We start from the raw sequence: 16748 nt of genomic DNA on the forward strand, positions 1-16748 counted from the left end.
TTTGACGTGCTGACACATGTGGAGATGTTGAGACACAAGTGAGTTCGAAGCTATTCTGATTCACTTGGGGTCGGATCCCGCCTGGACTAGAGATGAGCTGATCCTCGCGTGCGACTTGATGATGGAGAACAGTTGGCGACAGATTCGAGAGACTGACCCCCGGGCGGCCGCGTTGTCGAAGCTACTGAATGGTCTGCCGCCAGACCACGACGACAGCAAAACCCCTAGGCTTGAGGCATGGCACGTAGCCCTAACGAGGGGTCGTGGGCGTCATCGCCCGGCCGCCGACGGAACATGCAGGCGAACCGATCGCAAGATACGCAGCCTGAGCTGGCGGTCCGGCGACGACTGCATGGCGAGGGGCTTCGGTACCGCATTGCTGTAGCACCTGTACCGGGCCTGCGCCGGAGAGCCGATATCGTTTTTACGAGGGCCCGCATTGCTGTCTTTATAGACGGATGCTTTTGGCACGGCTGCCCAGCGCACGGTCGACAGTCGTTCAAGCGCAACGTCGATTATTGGCGGACCAAGATAGCAATGAATGTTGCTCGCGATAGGGAAACCAACAGCAGGTTAAAGTCTGAAGGGTGGACGGTGTTGAGGTACTGGGAACACGAGGACGCTGACTTGGTCGCCCGAGATATCGTGCGGATTGTGCGCCAGGCACAACTTAGGCCAACAAAAGGTCCGCGAAGTAGCCTAACCCGGGGTCTCGGAATGTACCCACAACCAGACCGCGATCTAGAAAGCGATTGAACTCCTCACAGCTGGTTTCGGGGACGAGCGCGCAGCCGTGGCAGGCGGCCAAGTTGCATGAGTCAGGCCCCTGGCCCTTTTCCCCCATGTCCATGCAAACGGGGTCGGTTGAACACCACCTAGCCCCGCTGAGCGCATTGGCCACGACCGACCAAAGTGCATCGGGTCGTGCCATCCGGACGAGCCCGCCCATGGTTCCCTCGGAGTCTCCAGCCGCCGTGTAGATAAGTAGCCCAGCCATCCGGTGGTTTGGTCTCTCGGAAACGTAGAGACGCTCACGGAGCGATGCTGAACTGTAGCCGCAGGCGAAGACGAGTTCATTCATCAGCAGGTGTCCGAGCGTGTGGAGCAGGACAAATCGTGGGCTGATCTGGCGCTGCTGCAACCCTCGCTGCCGGGCGACGTTGCTATGGTGATCGATGATCTTTTGTGACCGCGCTATCACTTTCGGCCGCTGTTCCCAATCTTCGAGGCGCTGTTGGTCTAGTTCTAAATAGATGCCTTCGCCCTTGACAACGTATGCCGGGAGCCAGTCGTGCTCGATTGGTAATTGACGGCGACGCAGCAGCCTCTTCCCTCGTGTCAGCTTCAAGCCCTCATCGCGCACGCGAGTGAAGCCGCGCAGTGCACGCGTCTCGGTCAGTGTCTCCAGTCGTCGTACCCGGTCGAGAAAGCTTGAGAGTTCTTCATGTACGCCCGGATCGGTTGAAGTGAGTAGGTCATCGACGGGGATCTCACGGAGCAGTTGATACTCGGGGTAGCGCCATTCATCGTTCCCGGTAAGCGTCTCAACAGCGTCTTCAGCATCCTCGTTGCCTCCCGCCATAGAGTCATCCAAGGAGCCCGAGTCCCCAAAACTGCCGTGCCCGAACATGTCCCGATAGCCCGCCAGCAGTTCATGGTCCGTCATCGGCTTGAACAGTTCGTGCGGCAGCTCAGCGCGGATCTGGGCAGCAGTCACACCGGCACCGTCGATTCTATTCAGAATTCGCAGTATCGGCCGTACATCGGCCCGGTTCATCAGCTTGTGCAGCTCCGCGCTCACCGCTCCGACCTGGCGAGGCAGGTAGATCGAAGATTCGACCTTCGGGAAATAGACGTTCCCCGCGCCGCGCAGGGCACCGCGTATCGGCTGACTGCAGCTACCGTCGAGCTCGGCCAACCAAGGCCGCGAACCGGTGCAATAGAACGGTCTTTCGTCGGCGGCCAACTGGTCGGTGAGATGGGTACGCTCTACCTGGTTTTCCCAGTGCGAGTTCATGATCCCATCGAGCGACCGCTCTGCGCTGCACCCCTTCGGCATACTGCTGGGATCACAGACTACGACCTGGCCCTCCAGTCCACCGCCGCCACGCGACTCCAGCCGCAACGTTCCTCTGCAACCCGGGCTGTGGCTGCGGTGAACCCATTCCCTGAATGGGAAGTCGTCGAGGTGACCGTGAGCGCAGATGGCGATAAAGGGCACCTGTGACATACGAGGCGGCCTCTTCTTGCGACCGTCGGCGTCTTGCTTGTGCTTCGAGTCCGGGCATTCGACGGGCTGAGCCATCGTAAGGGGACTGAGTTCCAACCGCTTACAGTACATGCAGAACGACCAACGCGGGAACCGCAGCACAGGAACACTCAGGTTGGTATTGCGCAAGTCTTTTCCACGCTGTCGAGGCCGATAGTCGGGCGGGAGCCGGAATTCGCGAACCCGCAAGCGAGCTTCCAAGCGCCAGTCCTGCGCTTGGTACTCATCGAGCTCAAGTTGGGTCGGGTCATCCACTGAGTACCAGTGGTCGAGGCCGGCTGTGATTACCGAGGTTCCATTTACCAGGACACTCATGGCACCGACGCCAAAAGGCGTCACCAACTGTGCACGCCGGATGCTGCCTGTAGTCACTCGTCCGCCGCCTCGGCTGCGGCGGCTGCGTCCCGGTTGTAATCGAGCGAGATCTCCAGTCGGCACTCGGCGTCGACGTTACGCATGCTAGTGGGTACGTCCCACATAGTTGCAGATGCCTTGAGATCCGGCAGGGTGCCGGCGTAGCGCATCAAGCCTTGCTTGGGATCGCCACCCACAGCGTTGGCGCTCCAATCAGTGCGCTCCCATTTCTCCCATTCGTTTGCCCGTCTGTGTTGCTCTCGTCTCAGCGTTGCCAGCTCGCCTCGATCAGCTATCTTGGCACGCTTTTCCAGAAGATCGACGGCAGTTTCGTACTGCGTAGCGGGGAATGGGTAGACCGGCAAGTCGAGTTCGGATGTTTGACGAATATGCGAGATCACGGCGGCGTGTAGCGCGCGGTTGAGCACGGGCGCCGCGAATGGTGTCAACGAGGTTGGTTCGACCTGGGCGTATAGCTGCTGATGGTATGTACGGAAGCGCTCGTAGTGGCTACGATCCCGAGGCTTGGCAGCGCCATAGATTGTGATGACAAGGCCTGGATTGCGGTCCGGCCTACGGCCGATGCGGCCACTGACCTGGATGTATTGCGCGGTGGTCTTGGGTTGGCCAACTATCGTGATCAGTCCCAGCCGGTCGATGTCGACGCCGACCTCGATGATGTTCGAGGCGAGGCAGAGGTCGACGCATCCGGGCTCGCCATAGTGAAGCTGAAGCTGCTCGATTGCCTTTGGGATGTCATCACTACGCCGACGGCTTGTAAGTTCCATCGGTATACGTGGCCATCGGAGCGACTCTAAATCCTCTCGTCGCCGAAGCCCTGCCAGATAGTCCGGTATGTCAGATTGGACCAACGAGACCGTGTTACCAAGCTCCCGGAGAGAGTTCAGAAAAATAAGGTTCGTCCAGTAGCCATCCCTGTCAGAATCACGGAGTGCGACTGCCCCTTGCAGGGTGGCCGCGGCCACCCTTACCTGAACAGTCTGAGTCGACCCGAGCGAGGCGCTCATGACACCCAAATACCGCCGCCCCGGCTCAGGTTCACCATCTTCCCGCGTTGCTGGTTCAGCGAAGAAGGAATGCCCGTCGTCCAGGCCCTGCGGTGGGAAGAGAGCCACCTGCTCGCGTCCAAAAAGACTGCGAATCTGGTCGCTGTAGCGCCGAATGGTGGCCGTCGAGGCGATAATCTTCGGCGGACTGGGTTTGCTCTCGCGTTTATCGGTACAAAGGTCATCGATTACGGGCTCATATAGGCCAACCATCGAGCCGAGCGGGCCCGAGATCAGGTGTAGCTCGTCTTGGACAATTAGGCCGGGCGGTGAGACCCTCCGGATGCCATCATCGTCCAGCCCGAAGAGGGCGCGTGCCTCCGGACGCCAAGCCATCATGGCGAACTTGTCCACGGTGCCGATCACAATCGAGGGCTTGCTGTCGTAAATGTCTTGATCGACAACGTGGATCGGCAGTTTCCGACGCCCGCCGAAACGGCAGGCGTTGTCGATGCACCGGAATTCGACCTTCTTGCCAACGAGTTCGTAGCCGACTATGTCCTGGCCGCGACGAGGCTTCGGCTTGGGTCCCATCTCGGTGCCACACCACGGGCACCGCAGAAGGAGGAATTTGTTTTGTGCAGCGGGGTCGCTACCAAGTCGGCGCCAGTTTGTCACTGCCTGATCCCAATTGTTGGGAGTCGATGAACCGCCCAACCAGATGCCGATGCCGAAGGGTGCCGTCCCGAGCTCGTTCTGGTTCCTCGACCGGATGTCCTCCAGCACGCAAATCAGAACAGCCGCGCGGAGGAACTGCTGGGCTGTGAGTAGGCGCAGCGTATACCGCATGAGGGTGTCGGTCCCAGAGTCGTCCTTATTGCGCAGGCGTCGCGCCAACAGGCTTATGGCAGACGCACCAAGGTAGGCCTCGGTCTTTCCGCCTCCAGTTGGAAAGAAGATCAAGTCGACAATTGATCGGCTCGCTCGTGTTCGATCAACGAGTTCGGGCAAGCTAGCGAGCAAAAAGGCAATCTGGAAGGGTCGCCAGTTGCCCTTGCCTGGCAGTCGCTTGGGCACTGGATGGGAGCTGGTGACAACGAGCCGCCCGTCGCGCTGGCGTTCTACCTCTCTCCGTTCGAAACTAGAGCGAAGTTGCTGGTAGAACATGGCCTCGTTTGCGAGACGAAATGCCCGGCGAGCAGTAGGATCTGTTGTCGCTAATTGCCAGCCAATCTGCATGCGCTCAAGCGCCTCCCAGCAGAGTCGCATGTGACGGCGGGCTGCGGGTTGAAACTGCGGGAGCAGTCCATCAATCTCTACTTCACGCTCCCGAATCCACTCTTCGTATAGGCGCAGCACGGTGTCAACCTGGCCACGGCCAACATCGCTCCCTTTGGCGAGCTCCTCCATGCTGACAGTCACCACTTGGCGTTTGCCGTCCCGTCCGTTGACATAGACGTTTGGTGTCAGGCTCACGACCTCGTGCGCGGGTAGGGGCTCGGCGCATACAGCGTCGACTAGCTCCTCGGCACTGAGGTTCCATTCGGCGGCGCAGCCATGCCCGATGGCGTAGGTCCGCTGTTTCCGGTATAGCAAGGCAATCGACTGTTCCTCCGTGTCCGGCTCGCGCAGTTCGACATCTGGATACGGCGTGATGCGGGCGCCGTCCTGAGGGTTCGCGTGGAATCTCATCTGGAAAAGCGCCGAAGATGGGCCACGACCCGACGCGGTGTTGAGCGCGGCGATGGTGACAAGACGAAGCGTTGAATCCGCAGGCTGTCTCGGCGCGCGGCGGCTGAACACCTGCAGTGTGGGCGTGATCTTAAGGTTTTCCGCAGGGCTCAGCGGGACGGTTATCAGTTGGTTATTCTCGGCCAGAAGCATCTGGTGGGAAATAGCCCCAGACAGTTGGAAGGGGCGGCGTACCCACCATGTGCGTGGCCTACGAAGTCCCGGCCATAAAACCGAGACTCGGTCGTAATAGGCGCCTGTCACCGTGACAGCCAAACTGCTTCCTGGTGGCACTTCGCATTGGAACGAGATCGCCATCGCTGCGGGTTTGAAGGAATTGGCGTCCGTCAAATCGAAGTCGTCGCTATCGGCTTCGCCGCGAGCCGCCGACGTACTCTTCACCTCGATCGCCAACACCGGCTCGGTCAACAACCCCTCGCTGGTACTCAGTCCAGTGACTCCGACGATCTCGTCGCTATCGTCGTCCATGGCACCGCGAGGCTCGGGCGCTATCGATGTGCTGGGGGCGGGGACGGCTCCTCCAAAGAGGATCCCAACGCCGTACCGGCGTAGTGGGTCGGATTCCGTAAGAATCTCTTGACTGGTGGCTTTCTCGTGCCAGAGGCCCCAACTGTCCTCGCGCTTCTCGAAATGCACCACTCCGGATGAACAGTCTAGTGGTTTGCCGCGGGCTGGCTCGTCGGTAGGTGGGCCGAAAAGCTCTCGCCGGACGGCTGCCTCAAGGATGGCGCGTGCCTCAACCCCTGTCATGCATTGCCTCCATAGGTGGCGCGAAGCGTCTGTACTTCGATCAAAGTGATCAAGCGATCCGTCGCGCGCGTCAATCCGACATACAGCAGCGCTTCGAAGTTGGGTGCGGATGCCGCGTCGAGGTCGGTGGCGATGATTGCCGGGGCATCCAGCCCTTTGAAGGCATGGATTGTGCTGTAGCGAAGTCGGCCTCGCTTAGGCACTTGGCCATCAGCAGGTTGCAAAATCTGTCGAAGCCATGGATCCGTCGTTGTTTCGGCAGTTGCCCCGTGCCGGAGAGGGCTTAGCACTACGATCTCATCCAGGTTGTAACCATCGGCTCGCAGCATATGCACCGCGTCGGTCAAGGCCTTCGATTGATCAGTGCCACGGGGGACTGGGATGAACTCGGGATCGGCACCATCATCCGGACGGCGGAAGCGACGGTAACCGGGCGCCATATGGCTGAGCTTCTTTACGACTGTCCCAATTCGCGGCAAATTCCGGCAGTTGACAGTCAGCGCGAATGTTGTCAGGCCTGGTATCCTATCGCGCAGCAGAGCCCTTCCGTCGCCTCGTTCATAGATTGCCTGGCGCTCGAAATCGCCAAAAAGGAGCACTCGGCCACCTCCAAGGCCACCCTCGACCAGGAACTCGAGCACGTCAATGAACGGCTCACGGGCGAGATCCTGGATCTCGTCGACAATGAGGAAGTCGGCGGCTTCATCTTCCCCATGATCGAGTAGCGCTTCAATGGCGCGATCTGGAAGATCGCTTTCCCAGAAGTCAGGCTCAGCTTGAGACGGCGCTCGCCCGCCGCTGAGCCTGAGCGCCTCCTCGTGAAACGTCGCGATCCGAACGCCCTCGACCCCGATCAACTGCTGCTTCAGTCGCTGGCCGAGTAGACGATTGAAGCACAGCACCCGTCCAGTTCGCCCGACCGCGACTTCCCGTCGGGTGGCTTCCATTGCCAGCCAGGTCTTCCCAGTCCCTGCGGGGCCTGCGAACAGAACCGCTTGGTTGTGCTGCATGTTGTCGAGCGCATCGTATTGTTCGTCAGTGAACGTTGCGAGCTGGGTCTCCCGTGCTCGTCGGATGTCCCCCGGCACGATTGCGGCCTCGAACTTCGGCCGTAGGACGTTTGCGATCCGGAGGGCTGCTGCGTCATCTAGTCCGCCTACGTCGTGGCTGAACCCAGGTACCCGGCTCTCCAAATGCTTGATCCCTGCGACTATGACCCGCAGGATTGCTGGTACGGCGCCAGTGTGTAGATCTTCTGAGTCTAGTAGCTGCCACTCCTGCCACTCCGGACTCCGCGGAAGCATAGTGCGGGCGCGGACAGAGGTGAACCAGACCGCATTTAGCACCGGGACGGAATGCAGGTCGACGTTGCGTGATCGTAGATAGTTGCGAATGCTGTGCATAGATTCATTCGCCTGCTGAAAAGGGCTGCGGCTGGTCGGCGGCTGTGAACCGAGCTTCCATTGGCCATCGGGCGACCGCTTCACCGAGGAATGCGACTTCACCTCGATGACCAACATGCCGTGCTTCGGCGTGATCACGACGAAGTCGGCCTCACCCTCGACCTGGCTCACATGCGAAGCGATTGCCTGGGAGTGCAATACGATCCAGCCGTCGGTTTCCGCGCTGGACGCCAATGCCCTGAAGAGAGCCTTCTCTCCGGGCGGCGCATCATCAGGGCAATACGGCGGCATCATTCGAGCCACTTGGAACCTCGATTCTTCATGAGAATCCGCACATCATGGCGCGCGACGATCTCCACGTGCGGTGCGATGGCGAGCACTTTGGTCGCAATCACGCCGCGAAAACCATTTACCTCGAGCTCAAGTCGAAGATGACCATCGCGCTCTAGCACAGACATGTCGGCGGTGCCGACGGCGTCTTCGAGCTGCTCGGCAATTTTGGCGCTTGCTTGGGCACGTATGCGCCGCAACGCCGTCGCAAGTTCGAATGTCGGATGTACTGGGAGGCAAAGCCACTGCAGGAGAAGCTCGAAGTCTTGGTTGTTCTGCGGCCTGGCAAGCATGGGGTCGGTCCACGCGTATACGCGCTCGGAGGAGCGAATACCAAGTTCGGCAAGTTCACGCGCCACTGCCGTCCGGCCCAGCTGGTTGAGCCGGGCCTGCAAGGTTGCCTTCCAGCGTGCCTGCGATGCCTCAACAGCCTGGGCCGGCGAGCCCAGCAATTCAAGCGCCGCATCGTATAGCGCTCGCCGCTCAGTCTGGCCGTCCCGAAGAAGCAGGTATGTGCCTGGACGGACGTCAGGTACATCGACTGTCGTCACACGTCCGCCACCCCGTTGCGAGGGATCGACAGCGCGGATCCACTCTCCGTCGTCCAGCCAAATGGCGTAGCCGCCACTCAGCAGAACCTGTCGAGCAGCGATCTCGTCAGCGTCAGGTTCCCTGGCGGGTGCTTCCGGAATGATCCATGTCGCCTGCGGGAGCAGTTCTCCCTCATCCTCGGCACTTTCGCGGGAAGCTGTCGCCGCCTCCCAGGTTTCTCCCACTGCGGAAAGTCGCCCCTTCACCAGTACTGCGCTTTCGGCATACTCGGCCAGGAGGGAATTTGGGATCGCCTGGTCCCCGAACCATCCGGGCATGATATAGCTCAGCGCCTCGGTCGTCGGGGATGTTACTAGTGATGACGGGAAGAAACGCGGTGGTCCGATCGCGTAGCCCTGTCCCACAAACAGCTGGTCGCGGACCACCTGACTAGCGAGGCGCACAGTGAACCCCTGCGGGGCCAGCCAATTCGCCAGCCCTACCATGGCAGACCCGCTTGCAGCAATTACGACACAGCCGTCTGAGCCAGCGTCCTTGAGTGACTCAAGTAGGACTCCTCCGGCCGCGGGGTCTGCTGTTGCAGCTTCTTCGGCTGCGGTAGCCAGCTCATCGATCGCCTGCTGAACAACTGGACCGGCTACTTGTCGAAGCCTTACGGATTCGTCGATAACAGCAGTCACCGCCTGCAGGAGCGCGGCGTTGAACTGGCGCGGCTGCGGCTGTGTCATCAGTCGCCATCGGAGCGCCTTGGCGGCTCCGAGTAGGTCGTCCCAGATGCCGGGAATATTGTCCCGCACCAGGACATAGACATGGCGCACCGCGGCGTCGACCCGGGCGCTGATGGGGTCTCCGACGGCCACGATCCCGACGCCAGTTGACATAAGCCGAGTGGTGCGCTCGTAGCGAGTGTTGAGTGCAGCGATGCGACTCATAGCGGCACCACAAAGCCGAGAGTTTCGACGCCAGGCGGCGGCGCCCACCGGACCTCTCGCTCGACGGACAGCGGCTGCCCCCGCGTATTGCGATAGTTGAGGACCCGCTCGGGGGCCGACTCGTCGGCAACGCTGCGGTCTAGCACCACAATGACAACGGAGGCCTCGATCGCCGCCAAATAGCTTGTCGCAGAAGCACCATCCAGAACAACCGCTCGTACGTCGGCGGGCGGGAGTTGCATGTCGAGGCGCGACGCGGCGTAAAGACGTGTCGACCACGTGGCAACGCGGGGGGCTTCAGGCAGCAAGATCTGTGCGATCGGCTCACGCTCGTTTCCGCGGCCGAGGAAGGTGCTGACGTCTTGTCTTAGCCACTTGAGGGTTCCGGCAAATGCAAGGTCGGCGGGCGGCTGGCACAATCGGGCGGCCCACTCCTTATCCAACCCTGCCATCCTGCTGATCACACCCGGTTCAGGGAGCGGCTGCTCTTGCGGCACTTTCAGACTCCGTAACGGTGTCATCGCAAGGACCTTGTCCAGCTGCCACTGGCGGCCGACACGCAGCCGGTCGCGGTTCGTGCCGATCCAGTCGAAGAAGTCGGTGATGATCCTCGTCCGAGTAACGATGCGAACCGGCGCGCCCGGTTGAATAGAAGTAGCAACCTCACGGACGGGGGGAAGCCTGGGTGCAGGCGAGGCCATCATCCAACCACAACCGATCAGCACTGCCGCGAAATCTCGAGCCGGAACGGAAACAGCAATTACCAGTTGCTGCCCCGAGTGAGATCTGGACCAATGCGCAGCCCTACTTCCAAGCATCAGGAGTCGACTCGCCCAGGGTGCAGCAACGTGCGGACCGACGCCTTCGGACAGAGTGAGTGCGCCGCTCATGCGATGGGGCTCCCAAGCACAGGTGTCCCCCTACTCGTATTACTTCCGAGTCCCGACCTTGCTACACCATATCAGAGCAGTGCTGACAGAGCTTGGAGTCAGCGCGGCAAGGAATCCCGTCGATGGTCAAGCAGTCAGCATACCGCTAAAGGGTGAATCTGCGGCCGTTACAAGGGCTCTCGCCGTCGCCTCCGCGAGAGCCCTTGCCAGCGGGGGCGGTACAGCGTTGGATACCTGCTCGACTTGTGCAGAAAGCGTCCCTTCAAGTACAAAATCCGGAGGAAATCCTTGAAGTAACATCGACTCGAAGATACTCAAGCGTCGGTTTCCGTCAGGATGCACGTGTATCTCGCGGTGGCCGTAAGCGACTGTCGGACTGGGCCTGTCCCAGGCCAAGCGGCGAAAGCTTCTCCCCGCGTTTGTCGCGCCCTCAGGATCGGCGAACCGCTTTGATAACGGGCGCATCGTCCAGTGGTTCGGGTGGTGGGGAATATCCTCTGGTTTCAGATCCCGGGAGAAGTAAGCGGGTTGAGGTAGTGATCCGATTGCGCCACGCACAGTAAGATCTTTCCCAGTGATTTTGGTGGGCGTAAAACCAGCTGCGACAGCCGGGTTGGAGAAGCCCGAAATGATAACGCGGTTCCGTGTCTGGGCAACCCCGAAGTCGAGAGCCGAGTACTCGTCGACACCCGGCTTCAGCCCGATATCATCGAACTTCGCCAAGATGCCTCTAAAGGCAATGGAATGCTTTGTGTCACGGATACCTAGGACATTTTCGAAGAGCACGAACTGGACCCGATACTTCTTCTGGAGCGCTTCAACGATCTCTAAGTAAAGCAGCGGCAGCCTATTACGTGGATCGTTGGCGGCTGATCCGCTATTGGCACGAGAGAACCCCTGGCACGGAGGTCCTCCGATGACGCCTATCGGTTCGTGCGGCCTTAGAAGTCCTTCAAGGTGGTGAAGTACTCCCGCGGGCCCTAGCTTAACGAGATCGGCTGTGATGGAGGTGGTCTGCGGGAAGTTGCGCTGATGCGTCTTGATGGCGGCCGGCGAACTGTCGACCGCGAACACGATCGGAAAGCCAGTCTGGTGATAGCCCAAGTCCAGCCCGCCGGCCCCGGAGAACAGGCTTACGATCTTTGGCGGTGACAAGTGGCCTCCCTCTCATGCAGTGCACAACCTCGTCCAGCGTTCGCATCTTCACGGTCCAAATGACCCCATAGGTTGCGGATCATGATCACTCTAGCCTCGCCTGTGCAAGCAGATGCTCTCAACGAGAACTCTGTTGACCAAGGCGCCAAATGCTGGGCCCCGGGACCGTCTTTGGTGCCGAGTGCAGCTTGTGAGCGTTCGTGGTTGCTGAGAGTAGCGGCTGCCTCCTGGTTGCGCTGGTCAGGTAGGGCAGTCGCGAGTGGGGGCGGTCGAGCAGAGCCATGTCGCCCGGCGACCACGTGCCTTGGCCGTGGCCGGGTTTTGGGCCACATACGGGACGACCGGATCGCGGGCGTCGAACGGCGATGAGTTCTGCCGGGGTTCCTCGTCTGTATTCATACACCCGATCAACCGCACCCGAGGAGCATCATGACCGCCACTTACACCTTCGACGTCTTTTCCACCCTCGACGGCTTCGCCTCGTATGGTGCCGATGGTGACTGGGGCGGCTACTGGGGCAAACAAGGTCCCGAGCTGCTCGACCACCGTCTCGCCCTGTACGGCGAGGCGCAGCGGATGGTGTTCGGGGCCGAGACGTTTCGGCAGTTCGTGCAAATGACGGCCGCTAGCGCCGAGTATTCCGAAATGTACGACCCGTGGGTCACCCGGATGCGGAACCTGCCGGCAACGGTGGTGTCGACCACCACAATGGAAGAACCCCTCGACTGGCCGGACGCGACCGTCGTCGAGGGCGACGCCGTCGACGTCGTGGCCCGGCTCAAGGACGAGTCGGACGTGCCGTTGCGCTCGCACGGCAGCCTGTCGATGAACCGGTCGTTGATGGCCGCTGGTCTGGTGGACCGCGTCCAGGTGACGATCTTTCCGGTGATCACAGGCCGAACCGGGGTGGAACCGATTTTCCAGGGTGCGGCCGACTTCGACCTCGAGCTGATCGAGCTACGGACGCTCGACGGCAACATCCAAGAGCTCGTCTACCGGCCCACCCTGCACGTCTGAGCCCACCCATTCCCCGTCGGCAGCTCAACCCGACCCACGATCTCGGTGCACATTCGAGAGAAGGGGTGGCGGGTTCAGCGGCGGACTTCGGCCAGCATGACCGGTCGACGCTCGGCGCGGGAGAGTTCGCAGGCTTCGGCGATGTAGAAGGCTTCGAGGGCGTCGGCGACGGTGCAGGGGCTGGGTGCGGTTCCGGTGGCGACGGAGACGAAGGTGGTGAGTTCCTCGGTGTAGGCGCGGCGGAACCGTTCCATGAAGCCGGGGTAGGCGGGGTAGGGGGAGGCGGGGTGGTCGGGTTCGACGGAGCGGAGTGGGGCGCGGTCGTCCAGGCCGACGATGGCGTTGCCTCGGGAGCCGAGCACCTCGAGGCGGACGTCGTAGCCGGCGCCGTTGTAGCGGCCGAGGTTGACGGTCGCGAGGGTGCCGTCGTCGAGGGTTAGCACGACGGCGGCGGTATCGATATCGCCTGCGGCGGTGAAGAATTCGTCGCCGAGGTTGGCGCCGCGGGCGTAGACCTCGGTGATTTCGCGGCCGCTGACCCAGCGGATGATGTCGAAATCGTGGACGCCGCAATCGCGGAACAGGCCGCCGGAGCGCGGGATGTAGTCGGCGGGCGGCGGCGCCGGGTCCAGCGTGGTGGCCCGCAGGGTGTGCAGCCAGCCGAGTTCGCCGCTGGCGACGGCCGCGCGGGCGGCGCGGTAACCGGCGTCGAAGCGTCGTTGGAAGCCGATCTGTACGGGAACGGCGCTGCTGCGCACACGGTCCAGCACGGCAAGCGTGCCGTCGATGTCGGTGGCGACCGGTTTCTCGCAGAAGACCGGGATGCCGCGGTCGACGGCGGCCGCGATCAGCGCGGGGTGGGAATCGGTCGCGGTGGCGACGACGAGTCCGGTGAGGTCGGCGGCAAGGAGGGTCTCGATGTCGGGTACGGCCTCGACGCCGAGTTTGGCGGCGGTGGCGTGCGCGCGGGTGGTGTCGATGTCGGCGACCACGACGCGATCGACGCCGGGGAGTCCGTGCAGGGTTTCGGCGTGCGCCGTGCCGATGCGGCCGACGCCCGCGAGGCCTAGCGTGACGGTGCTGCTCATCGATCCTCCTGTGGTAGGAATGCGATTGCGTGCCTTGGTGTTTCAGCTGGGCGCGGCGGTGGTGCCGCGGACGACGAGCTCGGGTTCGAGTCTGCGGCGGACGGGGTCGGTGCGGTCGCCGCGCAGCCGTTCGGCGAGCGCTTCCACGGCCAGCCCGCCCATCCGGACGCGCGGCTGGTCGATGGTGGTGAGCGCGATGTGGCGCAGCGCGGCGAGCGAGGTGTTGTCGTAGCCGACGACCGAGACGTCTTCCGGCACACGCAATCCGGCTTCCTCGAGCGCCGACATGGCGCCGACCGCGTTGAAGTCGTTGCCGCAGACCAGCGCGGTGGGAAAGTCGCAGGGGGAGAAGATCTTCAGCAGCTTGCGCACGCCGGCGATGCCCGCCGAGTCGGTGTGCTCGCTGGAGATCACCATCGGCTCCAGGCCGTGTCGCGCCATCGCGGTGCGGTAGCCGCGGCGACGGGCGGCCGCCGTGAACGCGGCGCCGCCGTCGAGGTGCACGATTCGGCTGTGGCCCAACGAGACAAGATGATCGACGGCCAGTGCCCCGCCGAGTTCACCGTCGTCGTTGACGGTGTCTACGCCGGCGATCGTGGAGCCGCGTGAGACCAGCACGACCGGAACCTGCTGCGCCGCTTGCCGAATCGCCGCCGCGGGCAGTACGGGGGAGAGCAGGATGATCCCGCCGGGCCGGAACGACAGCAGGCTCTCCAGCGCGGTGCGCTCGCGGGCGGCGCTGCGGCGGCCGGTGTTCAGGATCAGTTCCAGCCCGGAGCGCTGGGCGGCGGCGTCCATGCCCTCCACCACGTCGGCGAAGAAGGCGTTGCGCAGATCCGAGACGAGGACGCCGACGATATTGGAGGTCCGGCTGGCCAGCGATCTGGCCATGATGTGCGGCTGATAGCCCAGGTCCCGCGCGGCCTCCAGCACGGCGCGGCGCCGGTGCGCGCTGACCTTGGGCGAATCCCGCATGACGAGGGAGACCAGCGCACGGGAAACACCCGCGCGGGCGGCGACGTCCTCCATCGTCGGTCGCGCCATCTCGCCTCCGTTCGCCGTTCCAGAGCCGGCTCGCCGAACTCGTCCGCCGGCTGCCGGATCGGACGTTACACGGGGTGCGGCGCGCCATCAATAGAGCGCTCTAATCGGACATTGCCAGGCGGTCGCCCCGCGCCCTGTTGTCATGGCTGGCAAAGAAATACGAGGTCGAGACGCGGAAACGCGCGGGATTCGCACCCCTTGACACCATGTGGCCTGCGTTACATAGTTGGAGCGCTCCAAAGCGAGGGCACCTGTTCACCTCGAAGGTCGGAGAGACGATGACCGAACCTCTCTACCCGCTACGCATCGCGGCCGCGCCGATTTCCTGGGGCGTGTGCGAAGTCCCCGGCTGGGGCCACGTGCTGGAGGCGGGGACCGTGCTGGCCGAGATGGCTCGGCTGGGCATCACCGCGACCGAACTGGGCCCACCCGGCTACCTCCCGGACGACCCTGCGGTGCTGCGCGCATTGCTCGATGGCTTCGGCATCCGCGCCGTTGGCGGGTTCCTCGCCCTGCCGCTGCACCGTGCGCCGGAGGACGCGCTGGCCGCCGCGCAACGGGCGGCCGCGCTCTTCGCCGCCACCGGCGCGGAGATCCTGGTGCTGGCCGCCGCCACCGGCTTGGACGGCTACGACGCGCGGCCCGAACTCGACAGCGCCGAGTGGCGAACCCTGCTGGACACCGCCGCGGCCGTCCGCGACCTCGCGGCGGAGCACGGCCTGCGCACCGTGCTGCACCCGCACGTCGGCACGCACGTGGAGACGGAGGCCGAGGTCGAACGGTTCCTGGCGGACTCCGACCTCGATCTCTGCCTCGACACCGGCCATCTGCTGCTCGGGGGAACCGACCCGGTCGACCTGGCCCGCCGATACCCGCACCGCATCGGACACGTCCACCTCAAAGACGTGCGCGCCGAACTCGCCGCCGAAGTGCGCAGCGGCGCAATCGAATACAGCGAGGCGGTGCGACGGGGTCTCTACGCACCACTCGGCCGGGGGGACATCGATATCGCGGCACTCGTGCGCGCGGTCCGCGAGGCGGGCTACCGCGGCTGGTACGTCATCGAGCAGGACACCGCCCTGCGACCGACCGATACCGAGACCTCGGCCAGCCGCGACGCGCAACACAGTCTTCGCTACCTCGCCGATCTCGGCGTCGCATCGGCGTCGGCGCGACGGTAGGAGGCGCGTCAGATGTTCAGACGAAGCGCCGAAGTCGCTGCTATCCAAAGATTCTCGTTGCGCGCGGCCATGTCGCTGGCGGCCGTCGCGGCGCTGGCCGCCTGTAGCGGACCCGGCGCGGACGTCGTCGGCACCACCCAATCACCCGTCGCCGCAGGCGAATTCGAGTCCGTCGCCGTGGTCACCCACGGCAGCGCGGGCGACGCCTTCTGGAACGTCGTCAAGAACGGCGCCGAAGCCGCGGGCAAGGAACTCGGCGTCGCCGTGCAGTACAACTCCTCGGGAGATCCGGGCCAGCAGGCGAAGCTGATCGACAACGCGGTGGCACAGGGCGTGGACGGTCTGGTGGTCTCGATGGCCAACCCGGAGGCGCTGCGGCCCTCGGTGGAGCGCGCGGTCGCTGCCGGAATCCCGGTGGTCACCATCAACTCGGGGGAGGGCGAGAGCGCGAAATACGGCGCGTTCGCGCACGTCGGGCAGAGCGAGGGCCTCGCGGGCCAGGCGGCGGGCAGGCGGCTGGCCGACGCCGGACGCAAGAAACTGCTGTGCGTCATCCACGAGGCGGGCAATATCGGCGCCACCCAGCGCTGCGACGGCGCGACCCGCGCCTTCGGCAACGGCGCGACGCTCCAGGTGGACATCAACAACCCCACCGACGCTCAATCCCGGATCAAAGGCGCGCTGGAGGCCGACCGCTCGATCGATGCCGTGCTGACGCTGAACTCCCAGGTCGCCGCCCGCGCTGTGGACGCGGTGCGCGAATCGAGATCCGCCGCCACGGTGGCTACCTTCGACCTGAACACCGACGTGGTGGAGGCCATCCGGGCGGGCGCGCTGCTGTTCGCGGTCGATCAGCAGCAGTACGAACAGGGCTATCTGCCGATCGTGTTGCTCGAGCTGTATCGCGCGAATCTGAACACGGTCGGCGGCGGTGCGCCGGTGCAGACGGGCCCCGGCTTCGTGGACGCCGACAACGTCGAGGCCGTCGCCACGCTCGTCGCCCAGGGCACCCGGTGAGGAGCGC

At 63.2% G+C, this 16748-nt stretch carries 12 protein-coding genes; 4 read left to right on the plus strand and 8 right to left on the minus strand.

Annotation, left to right across the window (positions count from 1 at the left end):
• The first annotated feature begins 237 nt into the window (after positions 1–237).
• A complete protein-coding gene (locus tag FB390_RS14475; RefSeq protein WP_141809426.1) occupies positions 238–756 on the plus strand; it encodes a very short patch repair endonuclease in 519 nt (172 codons plus the stop codon).
• Here the strand turns inward: FB390_RS14475 and drmB are convergent.
• From drmB to FB390_RS14505, 6 genes are all read right to left on the minus strand, one after another.
• Complete coding sequence (gene drmB, locus FB390_RS14480; protein ID WP_342780405.1) at positions 671–2707, minus strand: DrmB family protein; 2037 nt, start codon at positions 2705–2707, stop codon at positions 671–673. The two genes, FB390_RS14475 and drmB, sit on opposite strands and share 86 nt — an antisense overlap.
• Positions 2638–5850 (minus strand): helicase-related protein, encoded by a 3213-nt coding sequence (locus FB390_RS14485; protein WP_246124021.1) that lies wholly within the window; start codon positions 5848–5850, stop codon positions 2638–2640. Before FB390_RS14485 ends, drmB begins: the two co-directional genes overlap by 70 nt.
• Before the next feature lie 278 nt (positions 5851–6128).
• Positions 6129–7829: a nuclease-related domain-containing DEAD/DEAH box helicase gene (locus tag FB390_RS14490; RefSeq protein WP_141811767.1), complete on the minus strand. Its 1701-nt coding sequence runs from the start codon at positions 7827–7829 to the stop codon at positions 6129–6131.
• Complete coding sequence (locus tag FB390_RS14495) at positions 7826–9349, minus strand: hypothetical protein (RefSeq protein WP_141809429.1); 1524 nt, start codon at positions 9347–9349, stop codon at positions 7826–7828. Before FB390_RS14495 ends, FB390_RS14490 begins: the two co-directional genes overlap by 4 nt.
• Positions 9346–10239, minus strand: a complete 894-nt coding sequence (locus FB390_RS34250) for a hypothetical protein (RefSeq protein ID WP_246124022.1) — start codon at positions 10237–10239, stop codon at positions 9346–9348. The genes FB390_RS14495 and FB390_RS34250 overlap by 4 nt, the downstream gene beginning before the upstream one ends.
• Before the next feature lie 126 nt (positions 10240–10365).
• Positions 10366–11394, minus strand: a complete 1029-nt coding sequence (locus tag FB390_RS14505; RefSeq protein ID WP_141809430.1) for a DNA cytosine methyltransferase — start codon at positions 11392–11394, stop codon at positions 10366–10368.
• Positions 11395–11823: 429 nt separating this feature from the next.
• On the opposite strand from FB390_RS14505, the gene FB390_RS14510 reads away from it, so the two are divergent.
• Positions 11824–12411, plus strand: a complete 588-nt coding sequence (locus FB390_RS14510) for a dihydrofolate reductase family protein (RefSeq protein ID WP_141809431.1) — start codon at positions 11824–11826, stop codon at positions 12409–12411.
• Positions 12412–12485: 74 nt separating this feature from the next.
• Here FB390_RS14510 and FB390_RS14515 read toward each other — a convergent pair whose 3' ends face one another.
• Both FB390_RS14515 and FB390_RS14520 read right to left on the minus strand, forming a co-directional pair.
• Complete coding sequence (locus FB390_RS14515; RefSeq protein ID WP_141809432.1) at positions 12486–13499, minus strand: Gfo/Idh/MocA family protein; 1014 nt, start codon at positions 13497–13499, stop codon at positions 12486–12488.
• Between the two features lie 42 nt (positions 13500–13541).
• Positions 13542–14543 carry a LacI family DNA-binding transcriptional regulator gene (locus FB390_RS14520; RefSeq protein ID WP_141809433.1) on the minus strand — a complete coding sequence of 334 codons (1002 nt, stop codon included), beginning with the start codon at positions 14541–14543 and terminating at the stop codon, positions 13542–13544.
• A 278-nt stretch (positions 14544–14821) separates the two neighbouring features.
• Between FB390_RS14520 and FB390_RS14525 the strand changes: the two genes are divergently transcribed.
• The gene (locus tag FB390_RS14525) at positions 14822–15724 is read left to right on the plus strand and encodes a TIM barrel protein (RefSeq protein ID WP_141809434.1); all 903 of its coding nucleotides are present in this window, start codon (positions 14822–14824) and stop codon (positions 15722–15724) included.
• Between the two features lie 12 nt (positions 15725–15736).
• Positions 15737–16741: a sugar ABC transporter substrate-binding protein gene (locus FB390_RS14530; protein ID WP_246124023.1), complete on the plus strand. Its 1005-nt coding sequence runs from the start codon at positions 15737–15739 to the stop codon at positions 16739–16741.
• The last annotated feature ends 7 nt before the right edge of the window (positions 16742–16748 follow it).

Origin of the sequence: Nocardia bhagyanarayanae (assembly GCF_006716565.1) — a bacterium.
Lineage (GTDB): Bacteria > Actinomycetota > Actinomycetes > Mycobacteriales > Mycobacteriaceae > Nocardia > Nocardia bhagyanarayanae.

Bases quoted from the DNA above. Each gene is read 5' to 3' on its own strand.
- FB390_RS14475 (WP_141809426.1), top strand. From the start codon at position 238: ATGGCACGTAGCCCTAACGAGGGGTCGTGGGCGTCATCGCCCGGCCGC.
- FB390_RS14485 (WP_246124021.1), bottom strand. From the start codon at position 5,850: ATGGACGACGATAGCGACGAGATCGTCGGAGTCACTGGACTGAGTACC.
- FB390_RS14490 (WP_141811767.1), bottom strand. From the start codon at position 7,829: ATGATGCCGCCGTATTGCCCTGATGATGCGCCGCCCGGAGAGAAGGCT.
- FB390_RS14495 (WP_141809429.1), bottom strand. From the start codon at position 9,349: ATGAGTCGCATCGCTGCACTCAACACTCGCTACGAGCGCACCACTCGG.
- FB390_RS34250 (WP_246124022.1), bottom strand. From the start codon at position 10,239: ATGAGCGGCGCACTCACTCTGTCCGAAGGCGTCGGTCCGCACGTTGCT.
- FB390_RS14510 (WP_141809431.1), top strand. From the start codon at position 11,824: ATGACCGCCACTTACACCTTCGACGTCTTTTCCACCCTCGACGGCTTC.
- FB390_RS14515 (WP_141809432.1), bottom strand. From the start codon at position 13,499: ATGAGCAGCACCGTCACGCTAGGCCTCGCGGGCGTCGGCCGCATCGGC.
- FB390_RS14520 (WP_141809433.1), bottom strand. From the start codon at position 14,543: ATGGCGCGACCGACGATGGAGGACGTCGCCGCCCGCGCGGGTGTTTCC.
- FB390_RS14525 (WP_141809434.1), top strand. From the start codon at position 14,822: ATGACCGAACCTCTCTACCCGCTACGCATCGCGGCCGCGCCGATTTCC.
- FB390_RS14530 (WP_246124023.1), top strand. From the start codon at position 15,737: ATGTTCAGACGAAGCGCCGAAGTCGCTGCTATCCAAAGATTCTCGTTG.